The sequence below is a fragment of the Pseudomonas sp. NBRC 111130 genome (genome assembly GCF_001320485.1).
Lineage (GTDB): Bacteria > Pseudomonadota > Gammaproteobacteria > Pseudomonadales > Pseudomonadaceae > Aquipseudomonas > Aquipseudomonas vlassakiae.
Genome location: NZ_BCBG01000023.1, coordinates 1 through 24,112, shown reverse-complemented (window position 1 = coordinate 24,112; position 24,112 = coordinate 1). Strand labels below are relative to the sequence as shown.

24 protein-coding genes are annotated in these 24,112 nt (G+C 62.0%); 1 reads left to right on the top strand and 23 read right to left on the bottom strand.

Annotation, left to right across the window (positions count from 1 at the left end; all coding sequences use genetic code 11):
* Positions 1-97: 97 nt before the first annotated feature.
* The 18 genes from APH33_RS12715 to APH33_RS12630 form a co-directional block, all read right to left on the bottom strand.
* Positions 98-970 carry a transporter substrate-binding domain-containing protein gene (locus tag APH33_RS12715; RefSeq protein WP_054885485.1) on the bottom strand — a complete coding sequence of 291 codons (873 nt, stop codon included), beginning with the start codon at positions 968-970 and terminating at the stop codon, positions 98-100.
* Complete coding sequence (locus APH33_RS12710; RefSeq protein WP_054885484.1) at positions 967-1,740, bottom strand: amino acid ABC transporter ATP-binding protein; 774 nt, start codon at positions 1,738-1,740, stop codon at positions 967-969. Before APH33_RS12710 ends, APH33_RS12715 begins: the two co-directional genes overlap by 4 nt.
* A complete protein-coding gene (locus APH33_RS12705) occupies positions 1,737-2,396 on the bottom strand; it encodes an amino acid ABC transporter permease (RefSeq protein ID WP_054885483.1) in 660 nt (219 codons plus the stop codon). Before APH33_RS12705 ends, APH33_RS12710 begins: the two co-directional genes overlap by 4 nt.
* Positions 2,377-3,042, bottom strand: coding sequence for an amino acid ABC transporter permease (locus APH33_RS12700; RefSeq protein ID WP_054885482.1), 666 nt, complete (start codon positions 3,040-3,042; stop codon positions 2,377-2,379). Before APH33_RS12700 ends, APH33_RS12705 begins: the two co-directional genes overlap by 20 nt.
* A 363-nt stretch (positions 3,043-3,405) precedes the next feature.
* Entirely contained in the window at positions 3,406-4,191 is a 786-nt protein-coding gene (locus APH33_RS12695; protein ID WP_054885481.1) for a MetQ/NlpA family ABC transporter substrate-binding protein, read from the bottom strand.
* 174 nt (positions 4,192-4,365) lie between these two features.
* On the bottom strand, positions 4,366-5,196 hold the full coding sequence (locus APH33_RS12690; protein ID WP_054885480.1) for a sigma 54-interacting transcriptional regulator: 831 nt from the start codon (positions 5,194-5,196) through the stop codon (positions 4,366-4,368).
* Positions 5,197-5,260: 64 nt separating this feature from the next.
* Positions 5,261-5,842, bottom strand: coding sequence for an alpha/beta hydrolase (locus APH33_RS12685; RefSeq protein WP_054885479.1), 582 nt, complete (start codon positions 5,840-5,842; stop codon positions 5,261-5,263).
* Between the two features lie 179 nt (positions 5,843-6,021).
* The gene (locus APH33_RS12680) at positions 6,022-6,423 is read right to left on the bottom strand and encodes a biopolymer transporter ExbD (RefSeq protein ID WP_054885478.1); all 402 of its coding nucleotides are present in this window, start codon (positions 6,421-6,423) and stop codon (positions 6,022-6,024) included.
* 1 nt (position 6,424) lies between these two features.
* Positions 6,425-7,144 carry a MotA/TolQ/ExbB proton channel family protein gene (locus APH33_RS12675; protein WP_054885477.1) on the bottom strand — a complete coding sequence of 240 codons (720 nt, stop codon included), beginning with the start codon at positions 7,142-7,144 and terminating at the stop codon, positions 6,425-6,427.
* 30 nt (positions 7,145-7,174) lie between these two features.
* Positions 7,175-7,963: an energy transducer TonB gene (locus tag APH33_RS12670; protein WP_054885476.1), complete on the bottom strand. Its 789-nt coding sequence runs from the start codon at positions 7,961-7,963 to the stop codon at positions 7,175-7,177.
* A gap of 406 nt (positions 7,964-8,369) precedes the next feature.
* Positions 8,370-9,359, bottom strand: a complete 990-nt coding sequence (locus APH33_RS12665) for a sulfate/molybdate ABC transporter ATP-binding protein (protein WP_054885475.1) — start codon at positions 9,357-9,359, stop codon at positions 8,370-8,372.
* A gap of 3 nt (positions 9,360-9,362) precedes the next feature.
* Positions 9,363-10,235 (bottom strand): sulfate ABC transporter permease subunit CysW, encoded by an 873-nt coding sequence (cysW, locus tag APH33_RS12660; RefSeq protein ID WP_054885474.1) that lies wholly within the window; start codon positions 10,233-10,235, stop codon positions 9,363-9,365.
* Between the two features lie 10 nt (positions 10,236-10,245).
* Positions 10,246-11,064: a sulfate ABC transporter permease subunit CysT gene (gene cysT, locus APH33_RS12655; protein WP_054885473.1), complete on the bottom strand. Its 819-nt coding sequence runs from the start codon at positions 11,062-11,064 to the stop codon at positions 10,246-10,248.
* A 188-nt stretch (positions 11,065-11,252) separates the two neighbouring features.
* Positions 11,253-12,260, bottom strand: coding sequence for a sulfate ABC transporter substrate-binding protein (locus APH33_RS12650; RefSeq protein ID WP_054885472.1), 1,008 nt, complete (start codon positions 12,258-12,260; stop codon positions 11,253-11,255).
* Between the two features lie 50 nt (positions 12,261-12,310).
* Positions 12,311-12,493, bottom strand: a complete 183-nt coding sequence (oscA, locus tag APH33_RS12645) for a sulfur starvation response protein OscA (protein WP_016712582.1) — start codon at positions 12,491-12,493, stop codon at positions 12,311-12,313.
* A 250-nt stretch (positions 12,494-12,743) separates the two neighbouring features.
* Positions 12,744-15,797: an efflux RND transporter permease subunit gene (locus APH33_RS12640; protein WP_054885471.1), complete on the bottom strand. Its 3,054-nt coding sequence runs from the start codon at positions 15,795-15,797 to the stop codon at positions 12,744-12,746.
* Complete coding sequence (locus APH33_RS12635) at positions 15,794-16,861, bottom strand: efflux RND transporter periplasmic adaptor subunit (protein WP_054885470.1); 1,068 nt, start codon at positions 16,859-16,861, stop codon at positions 15,794-15,796. The genes APH33_RS12640 and APH33_RS12635 overlap by 4 nt, the downstream gene beginning before the upstream one ends.
* Entirely contained in the window at positions 16,858-17,946 is a 1,089-nt protein-coding gene (locus APH33_RS12630; RefSeq protein WP_054885469.1) for an efflux RND transporter periplasmic adaptor subunit, read from the bottom strand. Before APH33_RS12630 ends, APH33_RS12635 begins: the two co-directional genes overlap by 4 nt.
* A 317-nt stretch (positions 17,947-18,263) precedes the next feature.
* On the opposite strand from APH33_RS12630, the gene APH33_RS12625 reads away from it, so the two are divergent.
* Entirely contained in the window at positions 18,264-18,719 is a 456-nt protein-coding gene (locus tag APH33_RS12625; RefSeq protein WP_054885468.1) for a transposase, read from the top strand.
* A gap of 106 nt (positions 18,720-18,825) precedes the next feature.
* Here the strand turns inward: APH33_RS12625 and APH33_RS12620 are convergent, their stop codons facing one another.
* The 5 genes from APH33_RS12620 to APH33_RS12600 all read right to left on the bottom strand — a co-directional run.
* Positions 18,826-19,719 (bottom strand): ABC transporter permease subunit, encoded by an 894-nt coding sequence (locus APH33_RS12620; RefSeq protein ID WP_054885467.1) that lies wholly within the window; start codon positions 19,717-19,719, stop codon positions 18,826-18,828.
* Positions 19,716-20,597 carry an ABC transporter permease subunit gene (locus tag APH33_RS12615; RefSeq protein WP_176507617.1) on the bottom strand — a complete coding sequence of 294 codons (882 nt, stop codon included), beginning with the start codon at positions 20,595-20,597 and terminating at the stop codon, positions 19,716-19,718. Before APH33_RS12615 ends, APH33_RS12620 begins: the two co-directional genes overlap by 4 nt.
* A gap of 35 nt (positions 20,598-20,632) precedes the next feature.
* Positions 20,633-21,775 carry an ABC transporter ATP-binding protein gene (locus tag APH33_RS12610; RefSeq protein WP_054885465.1) on the bottom strand — a complete coding sequence of 381 codons (1,143 nt, stop codon included), beginning with the start codon at positions 21,773-21,775 and terminating at the stop codon, positions 20,633-20,635.
* A gap of 71 nt (positions 21,776-21,846) precedes the next feature.
* Positions 21,847-22,941: a polyamine ABC transporter substrate-binding protein gene (locus APH33_RS12605; RefSeq protein WP_054885464.1), complete on the bottom strand. Its 1,095-nt coding sequence runs from the start codon at positions 22,939-22,941 to the stop codon at positions 21,847-21,849.
* Positions 22,942-23,115: 174 nt separating this feature from the next.
* Positions 23,116-24,112, bottom strand: a 997-nt coding sequence (locus APH33_RS12600) for a polyamine ABC transporter substrate-binding protein (RefSeq protein WP_054885463.1), incomplete at its 5' end; no start/stop codon positions are given.

Sequence of the window (24,112 nt, the reverse complement as noted above, 5' to 3'; positions counted from 1 at the left end):
GCAGCCCTTTCGCGACGCAAGGCCGCTCCTACAGGGATTCGCGTGTAGGAGCGGCCTTGTGTCGCGAAAGGGCCGCAAAGCGGCCCCAATGGCCGGGTCAACCCTGCCACTTCCCGCCTTCGACGATCACGCTTTCCGGCTTGGTGTCATCGCTCAGTTCCTTGCGCACATATTGGTCATACAGCTTCAGCAGAAACTTCTCCTCCCCCAGTTTGGCCAGCTCGGCATTCACCCAGTCGCGCAGCTCGGTATTGCCCTTCTTCACCGCTGGAGCAATGGGCGCTTCCTCACCCAGCAGCTGCGGCAGCACACGGTACCCTGGGTTCTGCTTGGCCCAGCTGAACAGGATCAGGTTGTCCTGGGCATAGGCATCGCCCCGGCCGTTGGCCAGCGCTTGCAGCGACTCGCTGTTCTTCTCGAACTTGAGCAGTTTCCAGTCCGGGTGATTCTGGGTCAGCCAGATATCGGCCGTGGTACCGGTGGTGACGATGATGGTCTTGTCCGCCAGGTCATCGAGCTTCTGCACCGGGCTGCCGTCGGCCACGATGGCCTGCACGGCCACGCGCAGGTTGGGGTTGGTGAAGTCCACCGCCTCCTTGCGTTCCGGGGTCACGGTCATGTTGGCGAGAATCAGGTCGACCTTGTCGCTCTGCAGGAACGGAATGCGGCTGGCCGGCTCCACGGCGACGAACTCCACCTTGTTCTCGTCGCCCAACAGGTCCTTGGCCAGGCGCCGGCCGATGTCGGTGTCGAAGCCGACGTAGCGGCCGCTTGCGTCGACGAAACCGAACGGCGGCTTGTCGGTGAATACGCCAACGATGAGCTTGTCGCGGGCCTTGATGGTTTCCAGGTAGCTGGTGGCCGGCGATGCGGCAGCTGGCTTGGGCGGTTCCTCGGCCTTGTTGCAACCGGCCAGCAGGGCCAGGCCGAACAAGGGCGCCAGCAGTTTGGTAAGCGGGGCAGTTTTCATGACAATTCCTTTTTCATTGTCTTCGGCAGGCTTTCGACAAAGGAGAATTTGTCCAGGAACTGCTGCGCGCGTGCGGTTCGCGGTTGGCTGAAGAAGCTCTCGGGGTCGCTCTGTTCAAGGATCCTGCCGGCCTCCATGAACACGATGCGGTCGGCCACCGCGCGAGCGAAGGCCATTTCGTGGGTAACGATGAGCAGGGTCATGCCGTCGCGGGCCAGGCCCTGGATCACCTGCAGCACTTCCTTGACCATTTCCGGGTCGAGCGCTGCGGTGACTTCATCGAACAGCATCACCTGCGGGTTCATGCACAGCGAACGGACGATGGCGATGCGCTGCTGCTGGCCACCGGACAACTGCCGCGGGTATGCGTCACGCTTGTCCAGCAGGCCGACCCGCGCCAGCAGTGCTTCCGCCTGGGCCTGGGCTTCGGCGCGTTCACGCTTCTGAACCTTGAGCGGGCCAAGCAGCAGGTTGTCCATCACACTCATGTGGCCGAACAGGTGATAGCTCTGGAATACCATACCCACCCGCTGGCGTACCTGGCGCCAGTCGGTTGAACGGGTCAGCAACTCTTCGCCCTCCAGGCGCAGGTGCCCACTGTGGGCCTCTTCCAGGCCATTGAGGCAACGCAGCAAGGTGCTCTTACCGCAGCCGCTGGGGCCAAGAATCACCACCACCTCGCCGGTGCGCACCTTGAGGTCGACGTTATTCAGCACCTGGTGCGAGCCGAAATACTTGTTGAAACCCTGGAATTCGATCAGTGCGGTCATGTGTGGGCCCAGCGACGCTCCAGCACGCGCGAGGCGGCGGACAGCGGATAGCAGACGAAGAAAAAGAACAGGAACAGCACGGCGTAGATCAACAGCGATTCGTAGGTGCGCTCGATGATCTGCTGGCCGGCCTTGATCACCTCGACCACGCCGATCAGTACGGCCAGCGAGCTGGTCTTGATGATCCGCGTGTAGATGTTGAGGGTCGGTGGCGTCATGCGCTTGAGGGCCTGGGGCAGCAACACGTAGCCGTACAGCTGGCCGGCGGACAGGCCGATCGACAGCCCGGCCTCACGTTGTCCACGCGGCAGCGATTGCAACGCCCCCCGCACCACTTCACCGACCTCGCTGGCACCCCACAAGCCCAGCACCAGTACCGCGCACCAGAAGCTGGGAATGCTCAGGGCGAAGAAGATCGGCAAACCGAAGAACACCAGGTACAGCCAGACCAGTACCGGGATCGCCCGAAACAGCTCCAGGTACACCTGCAAGGCGATGTTCAGCAGGCGATTGCCCAAGGTGGCCAGCGTGCCATACAGCACGCCACCGAGCGTTGCGAAGACAATCCCCAGTGCCGAAATGGCCAACGTTTGCACCGCCCCCTTGGCCAGCAATGGCAGAGACGTCAGCAGCAGCTCAATTGCCGAACTGGCCATGTTGCAGCCTCCTTTCCAGGTAGCGCAGCAGTAGCGACAGCGGCAGGAACAGCAGTACGCAGAGCAACGTCAGCACCGCGAGCATCTCGTAGGTCTTGTAGTACAAGGCGATGTAGCTCTTGGTGGTATAGAGAATTTCAGGCACCGCCACGGCCGAGACCACGGTGGTTTCCTTGAGCAGGAAGACGAAGTTGGCGAACAGTGCCGGCAGGCTGAGGATGCCGGCCTGGGGCAGGATCACGTGGCGCAGCAGCTGGCCTTCCGACAGCCCGATGGAGCGTCCCGATTCCAGCTGCGCACGCGGCACGGCCTCGACACCGGCACGCAGCACCTCGGTGAGGTAGGCGCCGCCCATGAAGGTCATGGTGATGATCGCTGCGGCAAAACCGGAGATCTTCAGGCCAAGGCTTGGTAACGCGAAGTAGACGAAGAACAGCTGGATCAGCAGGGGGGTGTTACGCGCCAGTTCCACATAGCCTTTCACCAGGTGCCGCAGATAAGGCGTGCGTAGCACCAGGACCGTGGCATTGAGCAGCGCCACCAGCAGCGAGGTGGCGATGGCGATCAGGCCGACCTGCAAGGTCACGCCGACCGCCTTGAAGAAGGCTGGCAACGTGCTAAGAATGAACGCGGTGTCGAAGGTCATGGATTCTGCCTCGACATCCGGTGTGCGAAGTACGACATAGGGAAGTGTGACCGATGCGCCAGGCGCGATCAGTAGACTCTAAAGGTATAAAAATCTTTTTATAAATACCTTTATTGCATATCGATATCACTCCGCGGGCTATCGAAACTTTTCTGTATCACGCCTTTCAAACAGCTTCAGACAGCAAGGCCATCCCACAAGGACGACAACGATGAATAGCCCCTGCTCACCCGACACGAACGAACAATTGCTGTGGCTGCTGGCATTGCGACGGGCGCTGGGTAACCCGCGCTGATCAGCCGCCAGCCACAAACGAAAACGCCGACGCAAATGCGTCGGCGTTTTCACATCATCCAGCGCGAATCAGAACGCAGGCAGTACCGCACCCTGGTATTTCTTGGCGATGAATTCCTTAACCTCAGGGCTGGTCAGCGCCTTGGCCAGCTTCTGGATAGCCTCACTGTTCTTGTTGTCCGGGCGGGCTACCAGGAAGTTCACGTACGGCGAGTCGCTGCCTTCGATCACCAGCGCGTCCTTGGCCGGGTTCAGGCCGGCTTCCAGGGCGTAGTTGGTGTTGATCATGTCCAGGTCGACCTGGTCCAGCACGCGCGGCAGCATGGCCGATTCAAGCTCGCGGAACTTCAGCTTCTTCGGGTTCTCGGCGATGTCTTTCGGAGTTGCCAGGGCATTCTTCGGGTCTTTCAGGGTGATCAGCCCGGCCTTCTGCAGCAGCAGCAGGGCGCGGCCGCTGTTGCTGCCCTCGTTCGGGATGGCAACGCTGGCGCCTTCTTTCAGCTCGCTCAGGCTCTTGACCTTTTTCGAGTAGCCACCGAACGGCTCGACGTGCACGCCGATCACGGTTTCCAGGTGGGTGCCCTTGCCTTCGTTGAAGTTCTGCAGGTACGGCAGGGTCTGGAAGTAGTTGGCGTCCAGGCGCTTCTGGTCAACCTGCACGTTCGGCTGCACGTAGTCGGTGAAGACCTTGATCTGCAGGTCCACACCTTCCTTGGCCAGGGTCGGCTTGATCAGCTCGAGGATCTCGGCGTGCGGTACCGGGGTCGCGGCCACGACCAGTTTCTCGGCGGCAGATGCCAGGCCAGCGAACGACAGAGCGGCGGCCAGGGCAGTGGTCAGCAGGGTTTTTTTCATGGTGTTCCTTGTTCTGGATCTGGGCCATCGCGGATGGCGAAGTCGGATGCCCAACCGTTTCACTGGAGGGCGTGAGGCGGACGATACCGAGATTTTTTATTCCCTAACAATATCTTTTAATTAGCTGCTTATTCCAAAAACAAAATGCCACCATCCAGTTTGCTTATAGCTCGTCTAGCTCGCGGGGTTGGGCAAATCGAGATCCTGCGGCAGCAGCTCGTCGTCCTCGCTCACCAACAGCGCGAAGTGGATCACATTCTCCAGCTCGCGGGTGTTGCCTGGCCAGGCATGGGCTTCAAGCAGCTGTTGCGCGGCCTCGCTGATCAGCGCCAGTGGGCGCTGCAGGCGCACGCTGTAGATACCCACGAAATACTCGGCCAATGGCAGGATATCGCCCGGGCGCTCACGCAGTGGCGGCAGCTCCAGCGCGCCCTCGCGCAGGTACTGGTACAGGCGCTCATTGAAGCGCCCGGCCTTCACCACCCGCGCCAAGTCTATGCTGGTCGCGGCTACCAGGCGGACGTCCACCGGCTGTGGTTGCTGCGCGCCGACACGGGTGACCTCGCGGTTCTCCAACGCCGCCAGCAGCTTGCCCTGGATCGCCAGCGGCAAGTCGGCAATCTCGTCCAGGTACAAGGTGCCACCATTGGCCGAACCGAACCAACCGGCGCGGCTGCTGGCCGTACCGCCCTGGCTGCCGGCGCTGTAGCCGAACAGTTCGGCGTCGGCATAGGTCGGGCTGATGGCCGCGCAGTTGACCGAGACGAAAAGTCCGGGGCGGTCACTGGCCCGGTGGATCTGCCTTGCCAGCAATTCCTTGCCGGTACCCGTCTCGCCGCGTATCAGCACCGGTACTGGCTGCGGCGCCAGCTGTTCCAGGGCCTGGCGTAACTGCTGCGAGCGCGGGTCGATGAACACCAGCGCCTTGGCACGGATGCTCAGTGGGCTCTTGTCCAGTTCAGGGAAGGTCAGCAATGGCTGGCCGAACGGGTTTTGAAAAGTCATGACGAACTCCCGCCCCAGACCTTCGTGGCCGGGCGTCAGGCAAACGTTGAACGGTCGGGGCCGATCAGGCGCGACGCAATGCGCGCTGCTCGACCCGGCTCTGCAGGCGATACAGGTAGGCGAAGCCTTGTTCCCAGCGCTCATGGCCGGACTTCACGTTGATATGCCCGGCATTGCTCAGCAGGCCCGCCTCGGCGCCCCACGCCTGGGCCAGGTACAACGCACGTGGCACGCTGACCGCCGGATCATTGTCCGAGCTGACCACCTGGCTTGGGAACGGTAGCGCCTGCAGGGGGATCGGCGCGAAGTTGCGCAAGGCCGGCGCACAGGCGGGTCGCTCGACATCCGCCGGCGCCACCAGCAACGCGCCGCGCACCCGGCGCAGCAGGGTTGGGCTTGCGTGTGCGGCCCAGTGGGCGACGGTGATGCAGCCGAGGCTATGAGCGATGAGAATCACCGGCGAGCGTTCGGCGGCAATCGCCTGCTCCAGCGCCTGCACCCAATCGCGGCGCTGTGGGGTGAGCCAGTCCTGCTGCTCGACCCGGGCGCTGTTGGGCAACGTGCGCTGCCAGTGACTCTGCCAATGGTTGTCTGGCGATCCTTGCCAGCCCGGCACAATCAGATAACGGATTGACTCATTGCGCATGGGGACGCCTCCAGTAAGTTTGCGTGCTTGGGAATCAGTATAGGGAGGCATTTATATTCGTAAAGGAATAAGAAGCTATTTATTAATAACTAAAATTGCACTTAGATAACAGGCAAAAAAAAGGGCCAACCCCTGCCAAGAGATGTGGCCCCTAAGCACTTGCCTGAAGAAGGTGAAGATTACCGTGCAGTTATTACCGCCAGCTTGCTGATCCCGGCGCGCTCGATCGCAGCCATGGCCCGCGCCACTTCGCCATAGTTCACGCCATCATCGGCCTGCAGCTGCACACGCACGTCGGCGTCCTTGTCTTTGGCCGCCTTGAGGTTGCTTTCCAGCAGGTCTGGCTGGATCTCGTCCTTGTTGATGAACAGCTTGCCACCCCCATCGATGCTCACCACCAACGGGTCCTTCTGCTCCACTGGCGCCACGGCCTCGGTCTTGGGCAGGTTGATCGGAATGGCGTTGGTCAGCAGCGGCGCGGTGACGATGAACACCACCAGCAGTACCAGCATGACGTCCACCAGCGGCGTGACGTTGATTTCACTGAGGACTTCGTCGCTATCCTGGGTCGAAAAGGCCATGTCAGGACGCCTCCTTCACCGGCTGGGTGAAACCACCCTGGGCCTTGTGCACAGCCGGGTGCACCAGCACGCGGAAGGCACTCTTCTGCGCCAGGCTGTAGAAGTCGTGAGCGAAGTCATCGAGGTCGGCCGCCGTCAGCTTGAGGCGGCGCAGGAAGTAGTTGTAGACCAGCACCGCCGGCACCGCGACGGCGATACCCACACCGGTGGCGACCAGCGCCGCGCCGATCGGCCCGGCCACGGTTTCGAGGCTGGCGGAGCCGGCCGCGCTGATACCTTTGAGCGCTTCCATGATGCCCCACACGGTGCCAAACAGGCCGATGAAGGGCGAGGTGCTGCCGATACTGGCAACCACCGCCAGGCCGGTTTCCAGCGAGCGACGCTCACGCACGATCTGCTGGCGCAAGGCGCGTTCGAGGCGGTCCTGGTGGTTGATGGCGTGGCTCAGGTCATTGGCGTGCGCTTCACCGACCGCAATCGCCGCATAACCGGACTGGGCGACACGGGCGGCCGGGCCTGGCAGTTCGTGGCTTATTTCCGCCGCCGAGTCGAGGCTCGATGCGGCCCAGAATTGCTGGTGGAAGCGCTTGTCCTGATTCTTCAGCCGTACGAACTGAACGATCTTGACCAGGGCCAGGCCCCAGGTGACGACGGAAAAACCGACCAGCAGCCAGATGACTGCACTTTCAACGGATTCGAGGGGAGATGCCAGCAGGCTCATGATGATGTCTTCCTGTGTTCTGCGAAAAAGTTAGCGAAGCTTGAAATCGATCGGCACGCTGACCCAGCCGGCCTGGGCCACATCGCCCTGCTTGGCGGGGACGAAGCTCCAGCGCTTGACCGCAGCCAGCGCGGCGGCGTCGAGGGCATCGCGGCCGCTGCTCTGCTGGATCTGGATTTGCCCCGGCTTGCCGCTGGGCAGCACCTCGACGCGCAGCAGCACGGTGCCTTCCCAGCCACGGCGCAGGGCCATTTGCGGGTACTCCGGCGCAGGGTTCTTCAGGTACGCGGCGTTGGCAGACGGCGGCGTGACCGGGGCCGGCGCGGGGGGCGCAGGGGGTGCCGGAGCAGCAACCGGAGCAGGCGGTGGCGCCTCGACCGGCTTGGGTTGTGGCTTGGGCGGTTGCTTGGCCACTGGCTTGGGCACCGGTTTAGGCTTGGGCTTGGGCTTGGCGGCCAGCTCGTCGATCACCGGTGGGGGTGGCTCGACCACTGGCGGTGCAGGCGCAGGTGGCGGCGGCTCCACCACCGGCGGTGCGGGCGCGGCGAACTCGATGGTCATGGGCGGAATCTGGGGCGGCACCACGGGCAGCGTGGGCGTGGGAGCCTGGCTGACCCAGTAGGCGGCGGCACCGTGCAAGGCCAGCACCAGCAGGCCCAGCGCCAGCTTGTCGCGGCGTTTGAGGCCGCTGACCGGGGTGCGTTGCAGGCGCAGCTGACCCAGTGGCAGGCGAAGCGTCCGTCCAAGGTCGACCAGGTCACCCGGGCTCGGGCGCCATGGCTGGTCGTAGGCCCTGACGGCCGACTGGACATTACCCATTGATCAAACTCCTGGGGGTTCTTGATTCAGGTGTGTGGCTGAATCATCGCGTGCAGGGGCTTATCTCTTAAAGTAATGTTTGAAATTAAAGTTAGATTCTTTGGGAATATCAATTTTATGGGGATGGCTCTAGGCCGCGGGATTCGGGGGGTGTGGCGATAGGTTGTGTTGCTGATGCTTTGTGGGCATATGAAATATTCTCGTAAGGCATCAGATTGCCGCGAGGGCTGCGCCCTCGTTTCGCGACACAAGGCCGCTCCCACAAGAGACCGCGCAAGGCCCGAATTCATGCGGTCCAATGTGGGAGCGGCCTTGTGTCGCGAAAGGGCTGCAAAGCAGCCCCGGCAATCAGTCAGGCATAAAAAAGCCCAGAACCAAGCCTGGGCTTCTCAATATCAAAGGCGAATCAGATATCCGCCACCTTCTGCCAGACCTTCGGCCGGAAGAACAGTGTCTCTCCGCGCGCCAGCCCGGTCAGGCTGTCGTGGTCCTTGACCACCTCGGCCTCGATCAGCTCGCTCTGCCCTTCCACCTTCAAGGTCACCCGCGTCGTGGCGCCCAGCGGCCGGATATCACGCACCTCGGCCGCATGGTGCCCCTCGGTCTCATGCCGCGATAGCGACACCTCGTGCGGGCGGAACAGCACATGGTGCCCTTCGCTCAAGGCCAGGCGGTTGGAATCACCAAGGAAGTGGTAGACGAAGTCGTTGGCCGGCTTCTCGTACACCTCGCCAGGCGAGCCGATCTGCTCGATCACGCCCTTGTTCATCACCACGATGCGGTCAGCCACTTCCATGGCCTCTTCCTGGTCGTGGGTGACGAACACCGAGGTCAGGTTGATGTCCTCGTGCAGCCGCGCCAGCCAGCGGCGCAGCTCCTTGCGCACCTTGGCGTCGAGCGCACCGAACGGCTCGTCCAGCAGCAGCACCTTGGGCTCCACCGCCAAGGCGCGGGCCAGGGCGATACGCTGGCGCTGGCCACCGGACAGCTGCTCGGGGTAGCGGTCGGACAGCCAGTCGAGCTGTACCATGTTCAGCAGTTCGTGGACTTTCTCGGCAATCTTGCTTTCGCTCGGGCGCTCGCCCTTGGGCTTCATGCGCAGGCCGAAGGCGACGTTGTCGAACACACTCATGTGGCGGAACAGCGCGTAGTGCTGGAACACGAAGCCGACGTTGCGATCACGCACGTCGTGGCCAGACACGTCCTCGCCATGGAACACGATGTTGCCCTGGTCCGGGGTTTCCAGGCCGGCGATGATGCGCAGCAGGGTGGTCTTGCCGCAGCCGGAGGGGCCAAGCAGGGCCACCAGCTCGCCGCTGTTGATGTCCAGGTTGATAGCGTTCAGTGCCTGGAAGCTGTTGAAGCGCTTGCTGACGTTACGAACTTCGATCGACATGAATCATTCCTCCGCGGCGCTGTGGCGCAGGCGGTTAATACGGTTCTCGCTCCACTGCTTGAGCAGCAGGATGAAGAGCGCCAGGATCAGCAACAGGCTGGCCACGCTGAAGGCCGCGACGTGGTTGTACTCGTTGTAGAGGATCTCCACGTGCAGCGGCAAGGTGTTGGTTACGCCACGGATATGGCCCGAAACCACCGACACTGCACCAAACTCACCCATGGCCCGCGCGGTGCACAGCACCACGCCGTAGATCAGGCCCCATTTGATGTTCGGCAAGGTCACATGCCAGAACATCTGCCAGCCGTTGGCGCCGAGCAGGCGCGCGGCCTCCTCCTCCTGCGTGCCCTGTTCCTGCATCAGCGGGATGAGCTCGCGGGCCACGAACGGCACGGTGACGAAAATGGTCGCCAGCACGATGCCCGGCAGGGCGAACACGATCTGGATGTCGTGGTCCTGCAACCAGGGGCCGAACAGGCCTTGCGCGCCGAACATCAGCACGTAGACCAGGCCTGCGATCACCGGTGACACCGAGAACGGCAGGTCGATCAACGTCACCAGGATGCTCTTGCCGCGGAAGCTGTACTTGCTCACGCACCACGCGGCGCTGACACCGAACACCAGGTTCAGCGGCACCGAAACGACCACGGCGAGCAAGGTGAGCTTGAGCGCCGACAAGGCATCAGGCTCGAATATCGCCTCGACGAAGGTGCCGAAGCCATTCTTCAGCGCCTGCGACACCACTATCACCAGCGGCAACAGCAGAAACAGCGCGAACACCAGCCAGCCAAGGCCGATCAGGACGCGCCGCGAGGTGGCGCTGCCACGCCGGGCGGCGTTGGCGGCGGCGCTTGCGCTCAGGGTTGAACTGGACATGCGGCCTCCTTCAAGGGGTTTCGATGCGGCGCTGCAGCAGGTTGATCAGCAGCAGCAGGATGAAGGAAACCACCAGCATCAACACGCCGATGGACGTGGCACCGGTGTAGTCGTACTGGTCGAGCTTGACCATGATCAGCAGCGGCAGGATCTCGGTCTTCATCGGCATGTTGCCGGCGATGAAGATCACCGAACCGTACTCGCCAACGCCACGGGCGAAGGCCAGGGCGAAACCGGTGAGCCAGGCAGGCAGCAGAGCTGGCGCGAGAATATGGCGGAACACCTGCAACGGTTTCGCGCCCAGGCATGCCGCGGCCTCTTCGACTTCACGCGGAATGTCTGCAAGCACTGGCTGCACCGTGCGCACCACGAACGGCAGGGTGACGAAGGTCAGCGCCAGGGTGATGCCCAACGGCGTGTAGGCGATCTTGAAACCGAGGTCGGTGGCGAACTGGCCAACCCAGCCCGCAGGCGCGTACAGGGCGGTCAGGGCAATACCGGCAACGGCGGTGGGCAGGGCGAACGGTAGGTCGATCATCGCGTCGATGATCTTGCGCCCCGGGAACGTATAGCGCACCAGCACCCAGGCCAGCAGGGTACCGATCACTCCGTTGATGATGGCGGCGAACAGGGCGGTGCCGAAACTCAGCTTGAGCGCGGCGATCACCCGCGGCGCACTGACGACATTCCAGAACTGCTCGAAAGTCAGCTGCGCGGCATGGACGAACATGGCAGCCAACGGTATCAGCACGATCAGACTGAGGTACACCAAGGTGTAGCCCAGCGTCAGCCCGAAGCCGGGTATGACGGGGGAAATGCGACGTGACATAAATATCCTTGGTTGAACGCACTTGGCCCCGTATCGATCCGGGGCCGGTGCAGGCTTCTAAAATCCTGGGGCTGCTCTGCAGCCCTTTCGCGACACAAGGCCGCTCCTACAGACGAACGCGTATCCCCTGTAGGAGCGGCCTTGTGTCGCGAAAGGGCCGCAAAGCGGCCCCCGCTTTTCCTTGGCCCTTACTGTGCCTGATAGATCTGGTCGAATACACCGCCATCATTGAAGAACTTCGGTTGTGCAGTCTTCCAGCCACCGAAGTCCTTGTCGATGGTCACCAGGTCCAGTTTCGGGAACTGCTTGCCAAATTCGGCAGCCACTTTCTCGTCACGCGGGCGATAGAAGTTCTCGGCGGCGATCTTCTGCCCGGCCGGGCTGTACAGGTGCTTGAGGTATTCGGTAGCGATCTCGGTATTACCTTTCTTCTCGGCATTCTTGTCGACCACCGCCACGGGCGGTTCGGCAAGGATCGACAGCGACGGCACGACGATGTCGAACTTGTCGGCGCCACCGTCTTCCTTGAGCGCCAGGAAGGCTTCGTTTTCCCAGGCCAGCAGCACGTCACCCTGACCGTTGTTGACGAAGGTGATGGTCGAGCCGCGGGCACCGGTGTCCAGCACTGGCACGTGCTTGAACAGCTCCTGCACGTAGGCTTTGGCCTTGTCTTCACTGCCGCCGGTCTTCAGGCCATAGGCCCAGGCGGCGAGGAAGTTCCAGCGGGCGCCACCGGAGGTTTTCGGGTTGGGCGTGATGACCGACACGTCCTTCTTGATCAGGTCGCCCCAGTCCTTGATACCTTTCGGGTTGCCCTTGCGCACGAGGAACACAATGGTCGAAGTGTACGGGGTGCTGGCGTCCGGCAGGCGCTTCTGCCAGTCCTCGGGCAGGGTCTTGCCGAGTTTGGCGACTTCGTCGATGTCACCGGCCAGGGCCAAGGTCACCACGTCGGCGCGCAGGCCATCGATCACCGCACGAGCCTGTTTGCCCGAGCCGCCATGGGATTGCTGGATCTTCACCTTGTCGCCCGGATGGGCCTGTTGCCAGTGCTTGATGAATTCGGCGTTGTACTGCTGGTACAACTCACGGGTCGGGTCATAGGACACGTTCAGCAGTTCGTAGTCCTTGGCGATGGCGGAACCGGCAAAAACAGCACTGGCCAGGGCGGCAAGCGCATAACGGCGGATGGACATGGTGAAGCTCCCGATTGGCATTTTTCTAGTTCTGGATGTTGTGGTGCGGATCAGCCGGCCTTGTTGCCTGGCTGTTGCAGGCGGAACTTCTCCTTGCGTTCGATCTGCACGACCTGAGCGTTGTGCACGGTGATTTCCACAGCACCGAAACGCAGGTCGCGCAAGGCGCTCTGGATCTCACGCAGAATGGTGGCTTCGTCCTGACCGTCGATGCTACGCAGCGATGCACTCATGCTCGTTCTCCTTGGAATGAGGGTGCCGGGCATGGATGTGAAGGGGTTCATTGCCTGGCTTGAGGGCAATAGTAGTGAGGCGGGATTATTCTTAAAAATACTGTTTAAGAATGTTTATATAACCAAAATCAATCACCCATTCTGAACACAAAAAATCACCCTGTAGGAGCGGGTTCACCCGCGAATGCGGCGGTAGCTCCACCATTGCATTCGCGGGTAACCCCGCTCCCACAGGGTTTGTTACAGCGTTTCAGGTGTGTTTCTGTGGCTCGCGGATCTTGTACCAGGCTACGTACAACGCCGGCAGGAACAGCAGCGTCAGCAGGGTCGCGACAATGATCCCGCCAATCATCGCGTAGGCCATCGGTCCCCAGAACACCTCGCGGGCAATCGGGATCATGCCCAGGCTCGCTGCCGCCGCCGTCAGCAGGATGGGGCGACGCCGGTGGTTGGTAGCCTCCACCACCGCATCCCACGGCGAGAGGCCCTGGGCCTCGAACTCGTCGATCTGCGTCACCAGGATCACCGAGTTACGAATGATGATGCCCGCCAGGGCGAGGATGCCGAGGATCGCCACAAAGCCCATCGGCGTGCCCGTCGGCACCAGTGCCAGCACCACGCCGATCAGCCCCAGTGGCGCCACGCTGACCACCAGTAACAGCTTCTGCACGCTGTGCAGCTGGATCATCAGGAAGGTCGCCATGAGGAACAGCATCAACGGGATGACCTTGCGGATCGGCCCCTGGGCCTTGGCGCTCTCCTCCACGGTACCGCCGGTGGCCACTTCGAAGCCCACCGGCAGCTTGCTGGCGAACTCGTCGATCTTTGGCTTGAGCTGGGCCACCAGGTCGGTCGGCTGGATATCGCCGTTGACCGAGGCCTTGATGGTAATGGTCGGCTTGCGGTCACGGCGCCACACCAGCGGCTGCTCCAGTTCGTATCGCACGGTGGCGAACGACAGCAGCGGGATCGAGGTACCGCTGGGCGTGAGAATCTGCAGGTTTTGCAGGGTATCAGGTGAACCGCGCTCGCTGTCCTCGGCGCGGGCGACCACATCGACCAGGTAGATGTTGTCGTTGACCTGGGTGATATTCACGCCGCTGACGATGCTGTTCATCACATTGGCCACGTCTTCCGACGACAACCCCAGCTGACGCGCCTTGTCCTGGGCGATTTCCACACGCAGCACCTTACCGGGCTCGTTCCAGTCGTAGATCATCTCGCCGATGTGCTCGTTCTGGTCAAGCAAGGTCGCCAGGTCGATGGCATGCTTGCGCACCTCATCGATATTGGCGCCACTGACCCGGTACTGGATCGGCCTGCCCACCGGCGGGCCCATTTCCAGCGATTGCACGTTGACGCCGATGCCGACGAAGTCCTCATGCAGGATCTTCTGCAGCCGCTGCATCATGCCCTGCCGCTCTTCGAAGCCCTTGCTGACGATCACCAACTGCGCGTAGTACGGGTTCTGCAACTGCTGGTCGAGGGGCAGGTAGAAACGAATGGCGCCCTGGCCGATGTAGGTGCTCCAGCTCACCAGGTCCGGGTCATCCTTGATGCGAGCCTCGAAGCGGTCGACCACCTTGCGGGTTTCCTCGATCGAAGCGTTCTGCGGCAGGTTGAGGTCGACGAGGATTTCCGGACGGTCCGACGACGGGAAGAACTGGTTCTGCACGAAACGCTCGCAGAAGATCGCCAGGGCAAACAGCACGACAGTGCCGATGATGGTCAACCAGCGGTTGCGCATGCACCACAGCAGGCCATGCTCGAAGGCCCGGCCGACGCGGCCAGGCTCGGCTTCATGGGCCTTGAGCTTGGCGCTGCTGAGAATGTGCACGCCCAGCACCGGGGCGAAGAACACCGCCACCACCCACGAGACCATCAGCGCCACGGCGATCACCGCAAACAGCGTGTAAGTGTATTCACCCGCGGAACTGGCGTTGAGGCCGATGGGCACGAAGCCGGCAACCGTCACCAGGGTACCGGTGAGCATGGGGAACGCCGTCGAGGTATAGGCGAACGTCGCCGCCTGCTCCTTGCTCTCGCCCATTTCCAGCCGCGTGACCATCACCTCGACTGTGATCATGGCGTCATCCACCAGCAAGCCGAGGGCGATGATCAGCGCACCCAACGAAATCCGCTGCATGGTAATGCCGCTGTATTCCATGAACACGAACACCATCGCCAGCACCAGCGGAATCGAACAGGCCACCACCAGGCCAGCGCGCATGCCAAGGCTGACGAAACTCACCGCCAGCACGATCACCACCGCTTCGAACAGCGCGCTGGTGAAGCCACCTACGGCCTGCTTGACCACCACGGCCTGGTCCGACACGGTGTGGACGCCAACGCCAACCGGCAGGTCCTCTATCACCCGGTCCATGCGCTTTTTCAGCGCCGCGCCAAATACCTGCATGTTGCCGCCGGCCTTCATGCCGATGGCCAGGCCGATGGCGGTCTGGCCGTTGTAACGGAACATCGGTGAGGGTGGGTCGACGTAGCCGCGCTGGATGTCGGCGATGTCGGCCAGGCGGAAGAACCGGTCGTTGATTTTCAGGTTGACCGTCTGCAGGTCTTTTTCCGAAGCGAACTGCCCGGTGGTGCGTACCGAAATGCGCTCGGGGCCAGCCTCGATGACCCCGGCTGGGGTCACCGCGTTCTGCGACTGCAGGGCTTGCATGACTTGGCGCTGGTCGATGCCCAGGGCCGCCAGCTTGCGGGTCGAGAAATTCAGGTACAGCACTTCGTCCTGCGTGCCGACCAGCTCGATCTTGCCAATGTTGGGGACATCGCGCACTTCGGCGCGTGCCTGCTCCACGTAGTCACGCAACTGACGCAGGGTGAGGCCGTCGGCGGTGAAGGCGTAAATCGAACCAAACACGTCGCCGAACTCGTCGTTGAAGCCAGGCCCCTGAATCCCGGCTGGGAATTCGCCACGGATGTCGGAGATTTTCTTGCGCACCTGATACCAGATTTCCGGGATGTCCTTGGCCTTGGTGGTGTCGCGCAGGTACACGTACACCGTCGACTCGCCCGGGCGGGTGTAGCTCTTGGTGTAGTCGAGGGAATCGAGTTCCTCGAGCTTCTTTTCGATGCGGTCGGTGATCTGGTACAGGGTTTCGTGCTGCGTCGCACCCGGCCAGCGGGTCTGAATCACCATGGTCTTGATGGTGAACGAAGGGTCTTCCTCCCGGCCAAGATTGAAGTACGAGAAAATGCCCATCAGCAGGGCAACGAACATCAGGTACCAGACGAACGATTGATGCTTGAGCGCCCATTCGGACAGGTTGAAGCTTCCTTTCATTGCGCATCCTCGTCGAAGGTGACCTTCTGGCCAGGCTTGAGGCTGTTCACACCCGCCGTTACCACACGCTCGCCCGGCTGCACGCCCGAAGCCAGGACGATGCTGTCGGCGGTACGGTCGATCAGGGTGACGTCCCGGGTACCCACGGTTTTCTGCTCGGTGTCGATCACCCAGACCTGAGTCTTGCCATCACGCTCGAGCAAGGCACTGAGCGGCAGCTCGCTGCGCGGGCTCACTTCAGAGCTCAGGGTCACGCTGATCGCGGTACCCAGGTGGAAGGCCGGCGGGGTGCTGGCCAAGGTCAGGCGCGCGCGGCGGGTCCGTGTCGTCGCGTCCGCCTGCGGCTCCAGCTCGCGCAGGGTGGCGGTGGTGTTGATGGTTGGGTCGAGCTGCGACGCAACGGCGAAGGTCAGGCCCTTGTTCAGTTGCTCGGCCAGGCCGATTGGCAGGTCGATCACCGCTTCCTTCACATCCGGCCGCGCCAGGGTCACCACGGCCTGGCCGGCAGTGACGGTCTGCCCGGCTTCGGCCTGCCAGGCGGTGATGACTGCCGCGTGGTCGCTGCGCAGGGTGCTGTAGTCGAGCTGGTCGCGGGCCTGGCTGAGCGCCGAGCGCGCCTGCTCAAGCGCGGCGCTGGTGGTTTTCAGGTTGGTCTGTGCAATATCCAGCTGGGCCTGGGCCCCGACGCCGCGGTCAAACAGCTGCTGCTGGCGGCGGGCATCGGCCTGGGCGTTGATCCACTGCGCCTGCACTTTGGCCAGGTCGCCTTCGGCGGCACGCAGCTGGTTCTGCTGGTCGGTGGGGTCGAGCGTGGCCAGGGTATCGCCCGGTTTGACCTGGGCGCCCACATCCAGCCAACGCCGGGCGATGCGCCCGCCAACCCGGAAGCCCAAGGTGCTTTCGAAGCGCGCCTCGATAAGGCCAGCGAAGCGGCCCAGCTGCGATTGCATCTGTGGTTCCACCTTGACCGACAGCACCGGCCGGATCGGCTCGGGCGCTTCCTCCTCGCTACCGCAGGCGGCCAGCAGCATGCCGGCCGACATTATCAGCAGCAGGCGCTTCATAGCTCACCTCCCTGGGCCTTGGCATCGACCTTCTGCACCTGCATGCCGGGGTGCAGCAGCTGGCCACCGACCACCACCACGGTTTCACCGGCCTTCAGGCCGCTGGCAACCACGATCTTGCCGGTCAGATAACGGCTGACCTCGACCTTGCGCAGTTCGACCTTGTCGCCCTCGCCCACCACCCAGACTGCTGGCTCATGCAGCGCCTTGGTCAATGCCGACCATGGCAGCTCGACGCTGGGCCGCCCCACCGCATTGGTGCTGGCAGTGACCGGCGCGCCCAACTGCATGTCTGGCGGCACATCCTTCAGTGCCACCTTGACCTGCACGGTGCCGCTTTGCGCCGACACGGTGGGGGTGATTTCACGGACAAAGCCGTGAGCCTGGACCTTGGGGTCATCCAGCAGGCTGACGATGACCCCAGCGTCGCTGGGCGGCGCCACCAGCAGCGATTCGTAGACGTTGAACACCGCATCGCGGTCGCCGTCACGGGCCAGGCTGAAGATCGGCATGGTCGCCTGCACCACCTGGCCCACCTCGGCCTGGCGCTCGGTGATCACGCCATCGGCATCGGACACCAACGCGGTGTAGCTCAGCTGCTCATTGGCATCGGCCAGCTCTGCCTGGGCAGCCTTGAGCGCGCTCTGGTTGCTGCGCAGCGCAGCTTCGGCGGAATCGTATTCGCTCTGGCTGGTGTAGCCCTTGGGCAGCAATTTTTGCTGGCGGACAAAGGCCGCGCTGGCCTGGGTGACCCGCGCTTGCGCCGCGAACACCTCGGCCTTGGCCGAGTCGACATTGTTCTGCAGGTCTTTCGGGTCGAGCCGCGCCAGCACTTGGTTGGCCTTGACGTGGTCACCGACATCGACGCTACGGGAAATGATCTTGCCGCCGACGCGGAACGACAGGTCGGTCTGCACCCGCGCCTGCACGTCGCCGGTCAGGGTGACCCTGGCTGCGAAATCGGTGGGCTGAACCTGTTGCACACCCACCCGAGGCAGGGTCTCGGGGACCTCTTCCTTGCTGCAGCCGGTGAGCAAATACAGCAGCCCCAGGCAAACGACCGACAGTGGGCGCATCAACGTCATGCAGGCTCCTTGCTTTGCGCGCAAATGATTCTTGGGATGCGACTGTCAGCGTAGTTCAGGGTTCGATAAACGGCACTGATCGGGATCAGTTCGGCATTTTCAGCGCCTGTGCGGGCCTCTTCGCGGGCACGCCCGCTCCCACAGGGAGAGCGCAGGCTCCAAAACTCGCGCGGTACTTGTGGGAGCGGGCAAGCCCGCGAAAGGGCCGCCACAGCCGAATCACGCGCTTCAGCCATATCCAGAAACCATCAGCCACTCGGCTACCCCGCTTCAGCCGCTACCTTTCAACGGGAGGTTCAATTTCAAGGAAGATCACAATGCCGCTAGCCGAATCCCACCTGTTACGCCGTGGGCGCTTTTCCGAGCCTGGCAGGCTCTACATGCTGACCACCAAAACACACCTGCGGCTGCCACTGTTCCATGACTTCGACCATGCTCGCCTGGTGGTCAAACATCTGCGGGTGTCAGATGACATTCAGGACTGCCGGTCGTTGGCCTGGGTAGTGATGCCAGACCACCTGCACTGGCTTGTCGAGCTGAAAGAAGTGACATTGGGCACGCTGATGCGCAAGTTCAAATCACGCACAGCCATTGCGTTGCACAAGGCAGGTGTCAGGCACAAGCCGATATGGCAACCGGGCTACCATGATCATGCGTTGCGGCGGGAGGAAAATGTGGTGCATGTAGCCCGGTACATTGTGGCCAATCCTTTAAGGGCTGGATTGGTCAGGAGTATCAGGGACTATCCACATTGGGATGCTGTATGGCTTTAAACCGGTGCTGGGGCCTTCGCGGGCTTGCCCGCTCCCACAGGTAGGGCGCAGGCCTTGAAACCTGTGCTGTACCTGTGGGAGCGGGCGTGCCCGCGAAAGGGCCGGGTCAGGCCGACGCAGCCACCTGCGTCGGGCGCTTGACCTGTGGCTGCGAGGCGTTGGCCGCCGCACCCTCTTCGATCGCCTGCTGGATCGCCTTGCGCCGACGCTCTTCGGCCTGGCGGCTGAAGAACCAGACAAAGAAGGTCACCAGCGACACCGACAGCAAGATCAGGCTGGCCACGGCGTTGATCTCAGGCTTCACGCCCAGCCGCACTGCCGAGAACACTTCCATGGGCAAGGTGGTCGAACCTGGGCCGGACACGAAGCTCGCCAGTACCAGGTCGTCCAGCGACAGGGCGAACGACATCATGCCGCCCGCCGCCAGCGATGGCGCGATCATCGGGATGGTGATCAGGAAGAACACCTTCCACGGCTTGGCACCCAGGTCCATCGCCGCTTCCTCGATCGACAGGTCCAGCTCGCGCAGGCGTGCCGACACCACTACCGCCACATACGCCGCACAGAACGTAGTATGAGCGATCCAGATGGTGACGATGCCACGCTCCTGTGGCCAGCCGATCATCTGTGCCATGGCCACGAACAGCAGCAACAGCGACAGACCGGTGATCACTTCGGGCATTACCAGCGGTGCGGTGACCAGGCCGCCGAACAGCGTGCGGCCCTTGAAGCGGGTGACCCGGGTCAGCACGAAAGCGGCCAGGGTACCCAGCGCCACCGCAGCCACTGCCGTGTAGCAGGCGATTTCCAGCGAGCGCATCACCGAACCCATCAGCTGGGTGTTGTCGAGCAGGCCGACGTACCACTTCACCGACCAGCCACCCCACACCGTCACCAGTTTGGAGGCGTTGAACGAGTAGATCACCAGGATCAGCATTGGCAGGTAGATGAACAGCAAGCCGAGCACCAGCATCAGCTTGGAAAAACTGAAACGCTTCATGCCCTGCCCTCCATTTCTTTGGCCTGGCTGCGGTTGAACAGCAGGATCGGCACGATCAGGATCGCCAGCATCACCACCGCCAGGGCGGATGCCACCGGCCAGTCACGGTTGTTGAAGAATTCCTGCCACAGCACTTTACCGATCATCAAGGTTTCCGGACCGCCAAGCAGCTCAGGAATGACGAACTCGCCCACCACCGGGATGAACACCAGCATGCAGCCGGCGATGATGCCGTTCTTCGACAGCGGCACGGTGATTTTCCAGAAGCTGTTGAAGGTACTAGACCCCAGGTCCGAAGCCGCTTCGAGCAGGCTCGGGTCGTGCTTCACCAGGTTGGCGAACAGCGGCAGGATCATGAACGGCAGGTACGAATAGACCACGCCGATGTAAACCGCCAGGTTGGTGTTGAGGATCTGCAACGGCTGATCGATCAAACCGGTCCACAGCAGGAAGCCGTTGAGCAGCCCGTTGTTGCTGAGGATGCCCATCCAGGCATAGACGCGGATCAGGATCGCAGTCCAGGTCGGCATCATGATCAGCAGCAGCAGGACTGTCTGGGTCTCCTTCTTGGCGTTGGCGATGGCGTAGGCCATCGGGTAGCCGATCAGCAGGCACAGCAGAGTGCTGAAGAAGGCCATCTTCAACGAGCCCAGATAGGCCGAGATGTACAGCTCATCCTCGGTCAACAGGCCGTAGTTGGCCAGGTTGAGCACCAACTGGATCTTGTCTTCGACGTAGGTGTAGATCTCGGTATACGGCGGGATCGCCACGTCGGCTTCGGCGAAGCTGATCTTCAACACGATGAAGAACGGCAGCATGAAGAACAGGAACAGCCAGATGAACGGCACGCCGATCACCAGGTGCCGCCCCTCCGGGATAAGGCGCTGGAAGGCTCGCTTGAGCTTGCGAGGTTTCATGACCGCAGTACCACGCCGCTGTCGTCTTCCCACCACACGTACACTTCATCGCCCCAGGTCGGGCGAGCGCCCTGGCGTTCGGTGTTGGCGACGAACGACTGAACGATCTTGCCGCTTGGCAGCTCGACGTAGAACACCGAGTGGCCGCCCAGGTAGGCGATGTCGTGGACCTTGCCACGTGACCAGTTGTGTTCGAAGTCTGGCTGAGTCGTGGTCACCAGCAGCTTTTCCGGGCGCAGGGCGTAGGTGATGTGCTTGTCTTCCACCGAAGTGGTGATGCCGTGGCCGACGTAGATCTTGCGCTCCAGCTCCGGGCTGGCGATGATCGCGTGGCCTTCGGCGTCGTCGACTACTTCACCTTCGAACAGGTTGACGTTACCGATGAATTCGCACACCAGGCGGCTGGTCGGGGTCTCGTAGATATCCACCGGCGAGCCGATCTGGGCGATCCAGCCCAAATGCATGATGGCGATGCGCTGGGCCATGGTCATGGCCTCTTCCTGGTCGTGGGTCACCATCACGCAGGTCACCCCTACGCGCTCGATGATTTCCACCAGTTCCAGCTGCATCTGCGAACGCAGTTTCTTGTCCAGTGCGCCCATCGGCTCGTCGAGCAGCAGCAGCTTGGGGCGCTTGGCCAGGGAGCGGGCCAGGGCCACCCGCTGGCGCTGGCCACCGGAGAGCTGGTGTGGCTTACGCTTGGCGTACTGGGTCATGTGTACCAGCTTGAGCATCTCGGCCACGCGGGCGTCGATCTCGGCCTTGGGCATCTTGTCCTGCTGCAGGCCGAAGGCGATGTTCTGCGCCACGGTCATGTGCGGGAACAGCGCGTAGGACTGGAACATCATGTTGATCGGCCGCTCGTACGGCGGCATATCGGTGATGTCGACGCCGTCGAGGAAGATCCGCCCTTCAGTCGGGCGCTCGAAGCCGGCCAGCATGCGCAGCAAGGTCGATTTGCCGGAACCGGAGCCACCCAGCAGGGCGAAGATCTCGCCTTTGCGGATTTCCAGGGACACATCGTCCACGGCGACCGTTTCGTCGAATTTTTTTGTAACCCGGTCGATCTTGACCAGCACCTGCTTGGGTTGCTGGCCACCCTCGAGGGCTTTTTTATAGGCACCGGAGGCAACTGCCATGAGTGAAACTCCCAACAAGATTTTTGTGCCCGCGCGGCCTGTGTTCCAGGTACCGCAGCGGGTCTGGATGATTACTTGCCCGACTTGACCTTGGTCCAGCTACGGGTCATGAGGCGCTGCACCTTGGGCGGCAACTCTGAGTTCACGAACATCTTGTCCAGCACTTCCTGCGGTGGGTAAACCGCAGCGTCAGTCCTCACGGCCTGGTCCATCAGGTCGCCAGCCTTGGGGTTCGGGTTGGCGTAACCGACGTAATCACTGACCTGGGCGATAACCTCAGGTTTCAGCAAATAGTTGATGAAGGCGTGGGCCTCCTTGACGTTCTTGGCGTCCTTGGGGATCGCCAGCACGTCGAACCAGAGGTTGCCGCCTTCCTTGGGAATGGCGTAGGCCAGGTTCACGCCCTTTTTCGCTTCTTCAGCGCGGGCCTTGGCCTGGAACACATCACCCGAAAAGCCTGCCGCGACGCAGATGTCGCCGTTGGCCAGGTCGGTGATGTACTTGGACGAGTGGAAGTAGGTCACGTACGGGCGTACGGCCAGGAGTTTCTGCTCGGCCTTGGCGTAATCCTTGGGGTCGGTGCTGTTGGGGTTGAGCCCCATGTAGTTGAGCACCGCCGGGAGCATTTCATCCGCCGAGTCGAGGAAGGCCACGCCGCACTTGGATAGCTTCTTCATGTTCTCGGGTTCGAACAGGACGGCCCAGGAGTCGATGGTGTCCACGCCCAGCGTGGCCTTGACCTTGTCGACGTTGTAACCGATGCCGTTGGTGCCCCACAGGTAAGGCACGGCGTACTGGTTGCCCGGGTCGTTCTTTTCCAGGCGCTTCATCAGCGCCGGGTCGAGGTTGGAATAGTTGGGCAGCAGGTGCTTGTCGAGCTTCTGGAAAGCGCCCGCCTTGATCTGCTTGCCGAGGAAATGGTTGGACGGCACAACCACGTCATAGCCGGTGTTGCCGGCCAGCAGTTTGCCTTCCAGGGTTTCGTTGGAATCGAAAACGTCCTGCACGGGCTTGATACCCGTTGCCTTTTCGAAGTCCGCGAGGGTGTTCGGGCCGATATAGTCCGACCAGTTGTAGAAGTGCACCGTAGGCGCCGCTTGGACGCTGCATGCCAGCGTCAGGCCCGCTCCAGCCATCAAGGCCTTGCGTAGTACAGAAATAGACAAGTGGGTGGTCCTCACAATCAGTGCCTCGGTGACGGCGTGCTTATCGGTACAAGCGCTGCCGCGCACACAAAACCGGCGCGCAACTTACCTGCGCAGCTTCGTTGCCGCAATCATCAATTGCCATTCACAGGCTCCGGGCCGGGAAACCCCGGCCCAGAGGTCACGCATCGGGGGTTATTTGCCCGATTTGATCTTGGTCCAGCTACGGGTGATGTCACGCTGGACCTTGGCATCCGGTGCAGCGATGGCGTACAGCTTTTTCTTCACGTCAGCTGGCGGATAGATGCTCGGGTCGCTGGTGATTTCCTTGTCCACGAACTGGGTGGCAGCGGCGTTGCCATTCGGGAAGCGCACAGCGTTGGTGATTTCGGCCATGACTTCCGGCTGCAGCAGGAAGTTCATGAACTGGTAGGCGGCATCTTTATGTTCGGCATCTTTCGGGATGGCGACCATGTCATAGAAGGTGCCGGCACCTTCTTTCGGAATCACGTAGTCCACCTTGACCTTGTCGCCGGCCTCGTGGGCACGGGCCTTGGACTGCTCCAGGTCACCCGAATAGCCAACGGCCACGCAGATGTTGCCGTTGGCCATGTCGCCGATGTACTTGGACGAGTGGAAGTAGGTGATCGAAGGACGAATCTTCAGGAATAGCTCTTCGGCGGCCTTCAGGTCATCCTTGCTGGTGCTGTTGGTCGGCTTGCCCAGGTAGTGCAGCGCCGCCGGGATCATCTCGGTCGGGGCATCCAGGAAGCTCACGCCGCAGCTCTTGAGCTTGGCGATGTTCTCAGGCTTGAACACCACGTCCCACGAGTCGATCTTGTCCACGCCCAGCGCGGCCTTGACCTTCTCCGGGTTGTAGCCGATACCGATCGAGCCCCACATGTACGGGAAGGCGTGCTTGTTGCCCTGGTCGCTGGCATCGCCAACGGCTTTGAGCAGGTCCTGGTCGAGGTTCTTCCAGTTGGTCAGCTTGGAGCGGTCCAGTTCCTCGTAGACGCCAGCCTTGATCTGCTTGGCCAGGAAGTTGTTGGACGGCACGACGATGTCGTAGCCCGACTTGCCGGCCAGCAGCTTGGCTTCAAGGGTCTCGTTGCTGTCGAAGACGTCGTACTTGACCTTGATTCCGGTCTGCTTCTCGAACTTGGCGATGGTGTCCGGAGCGATGTAGTCC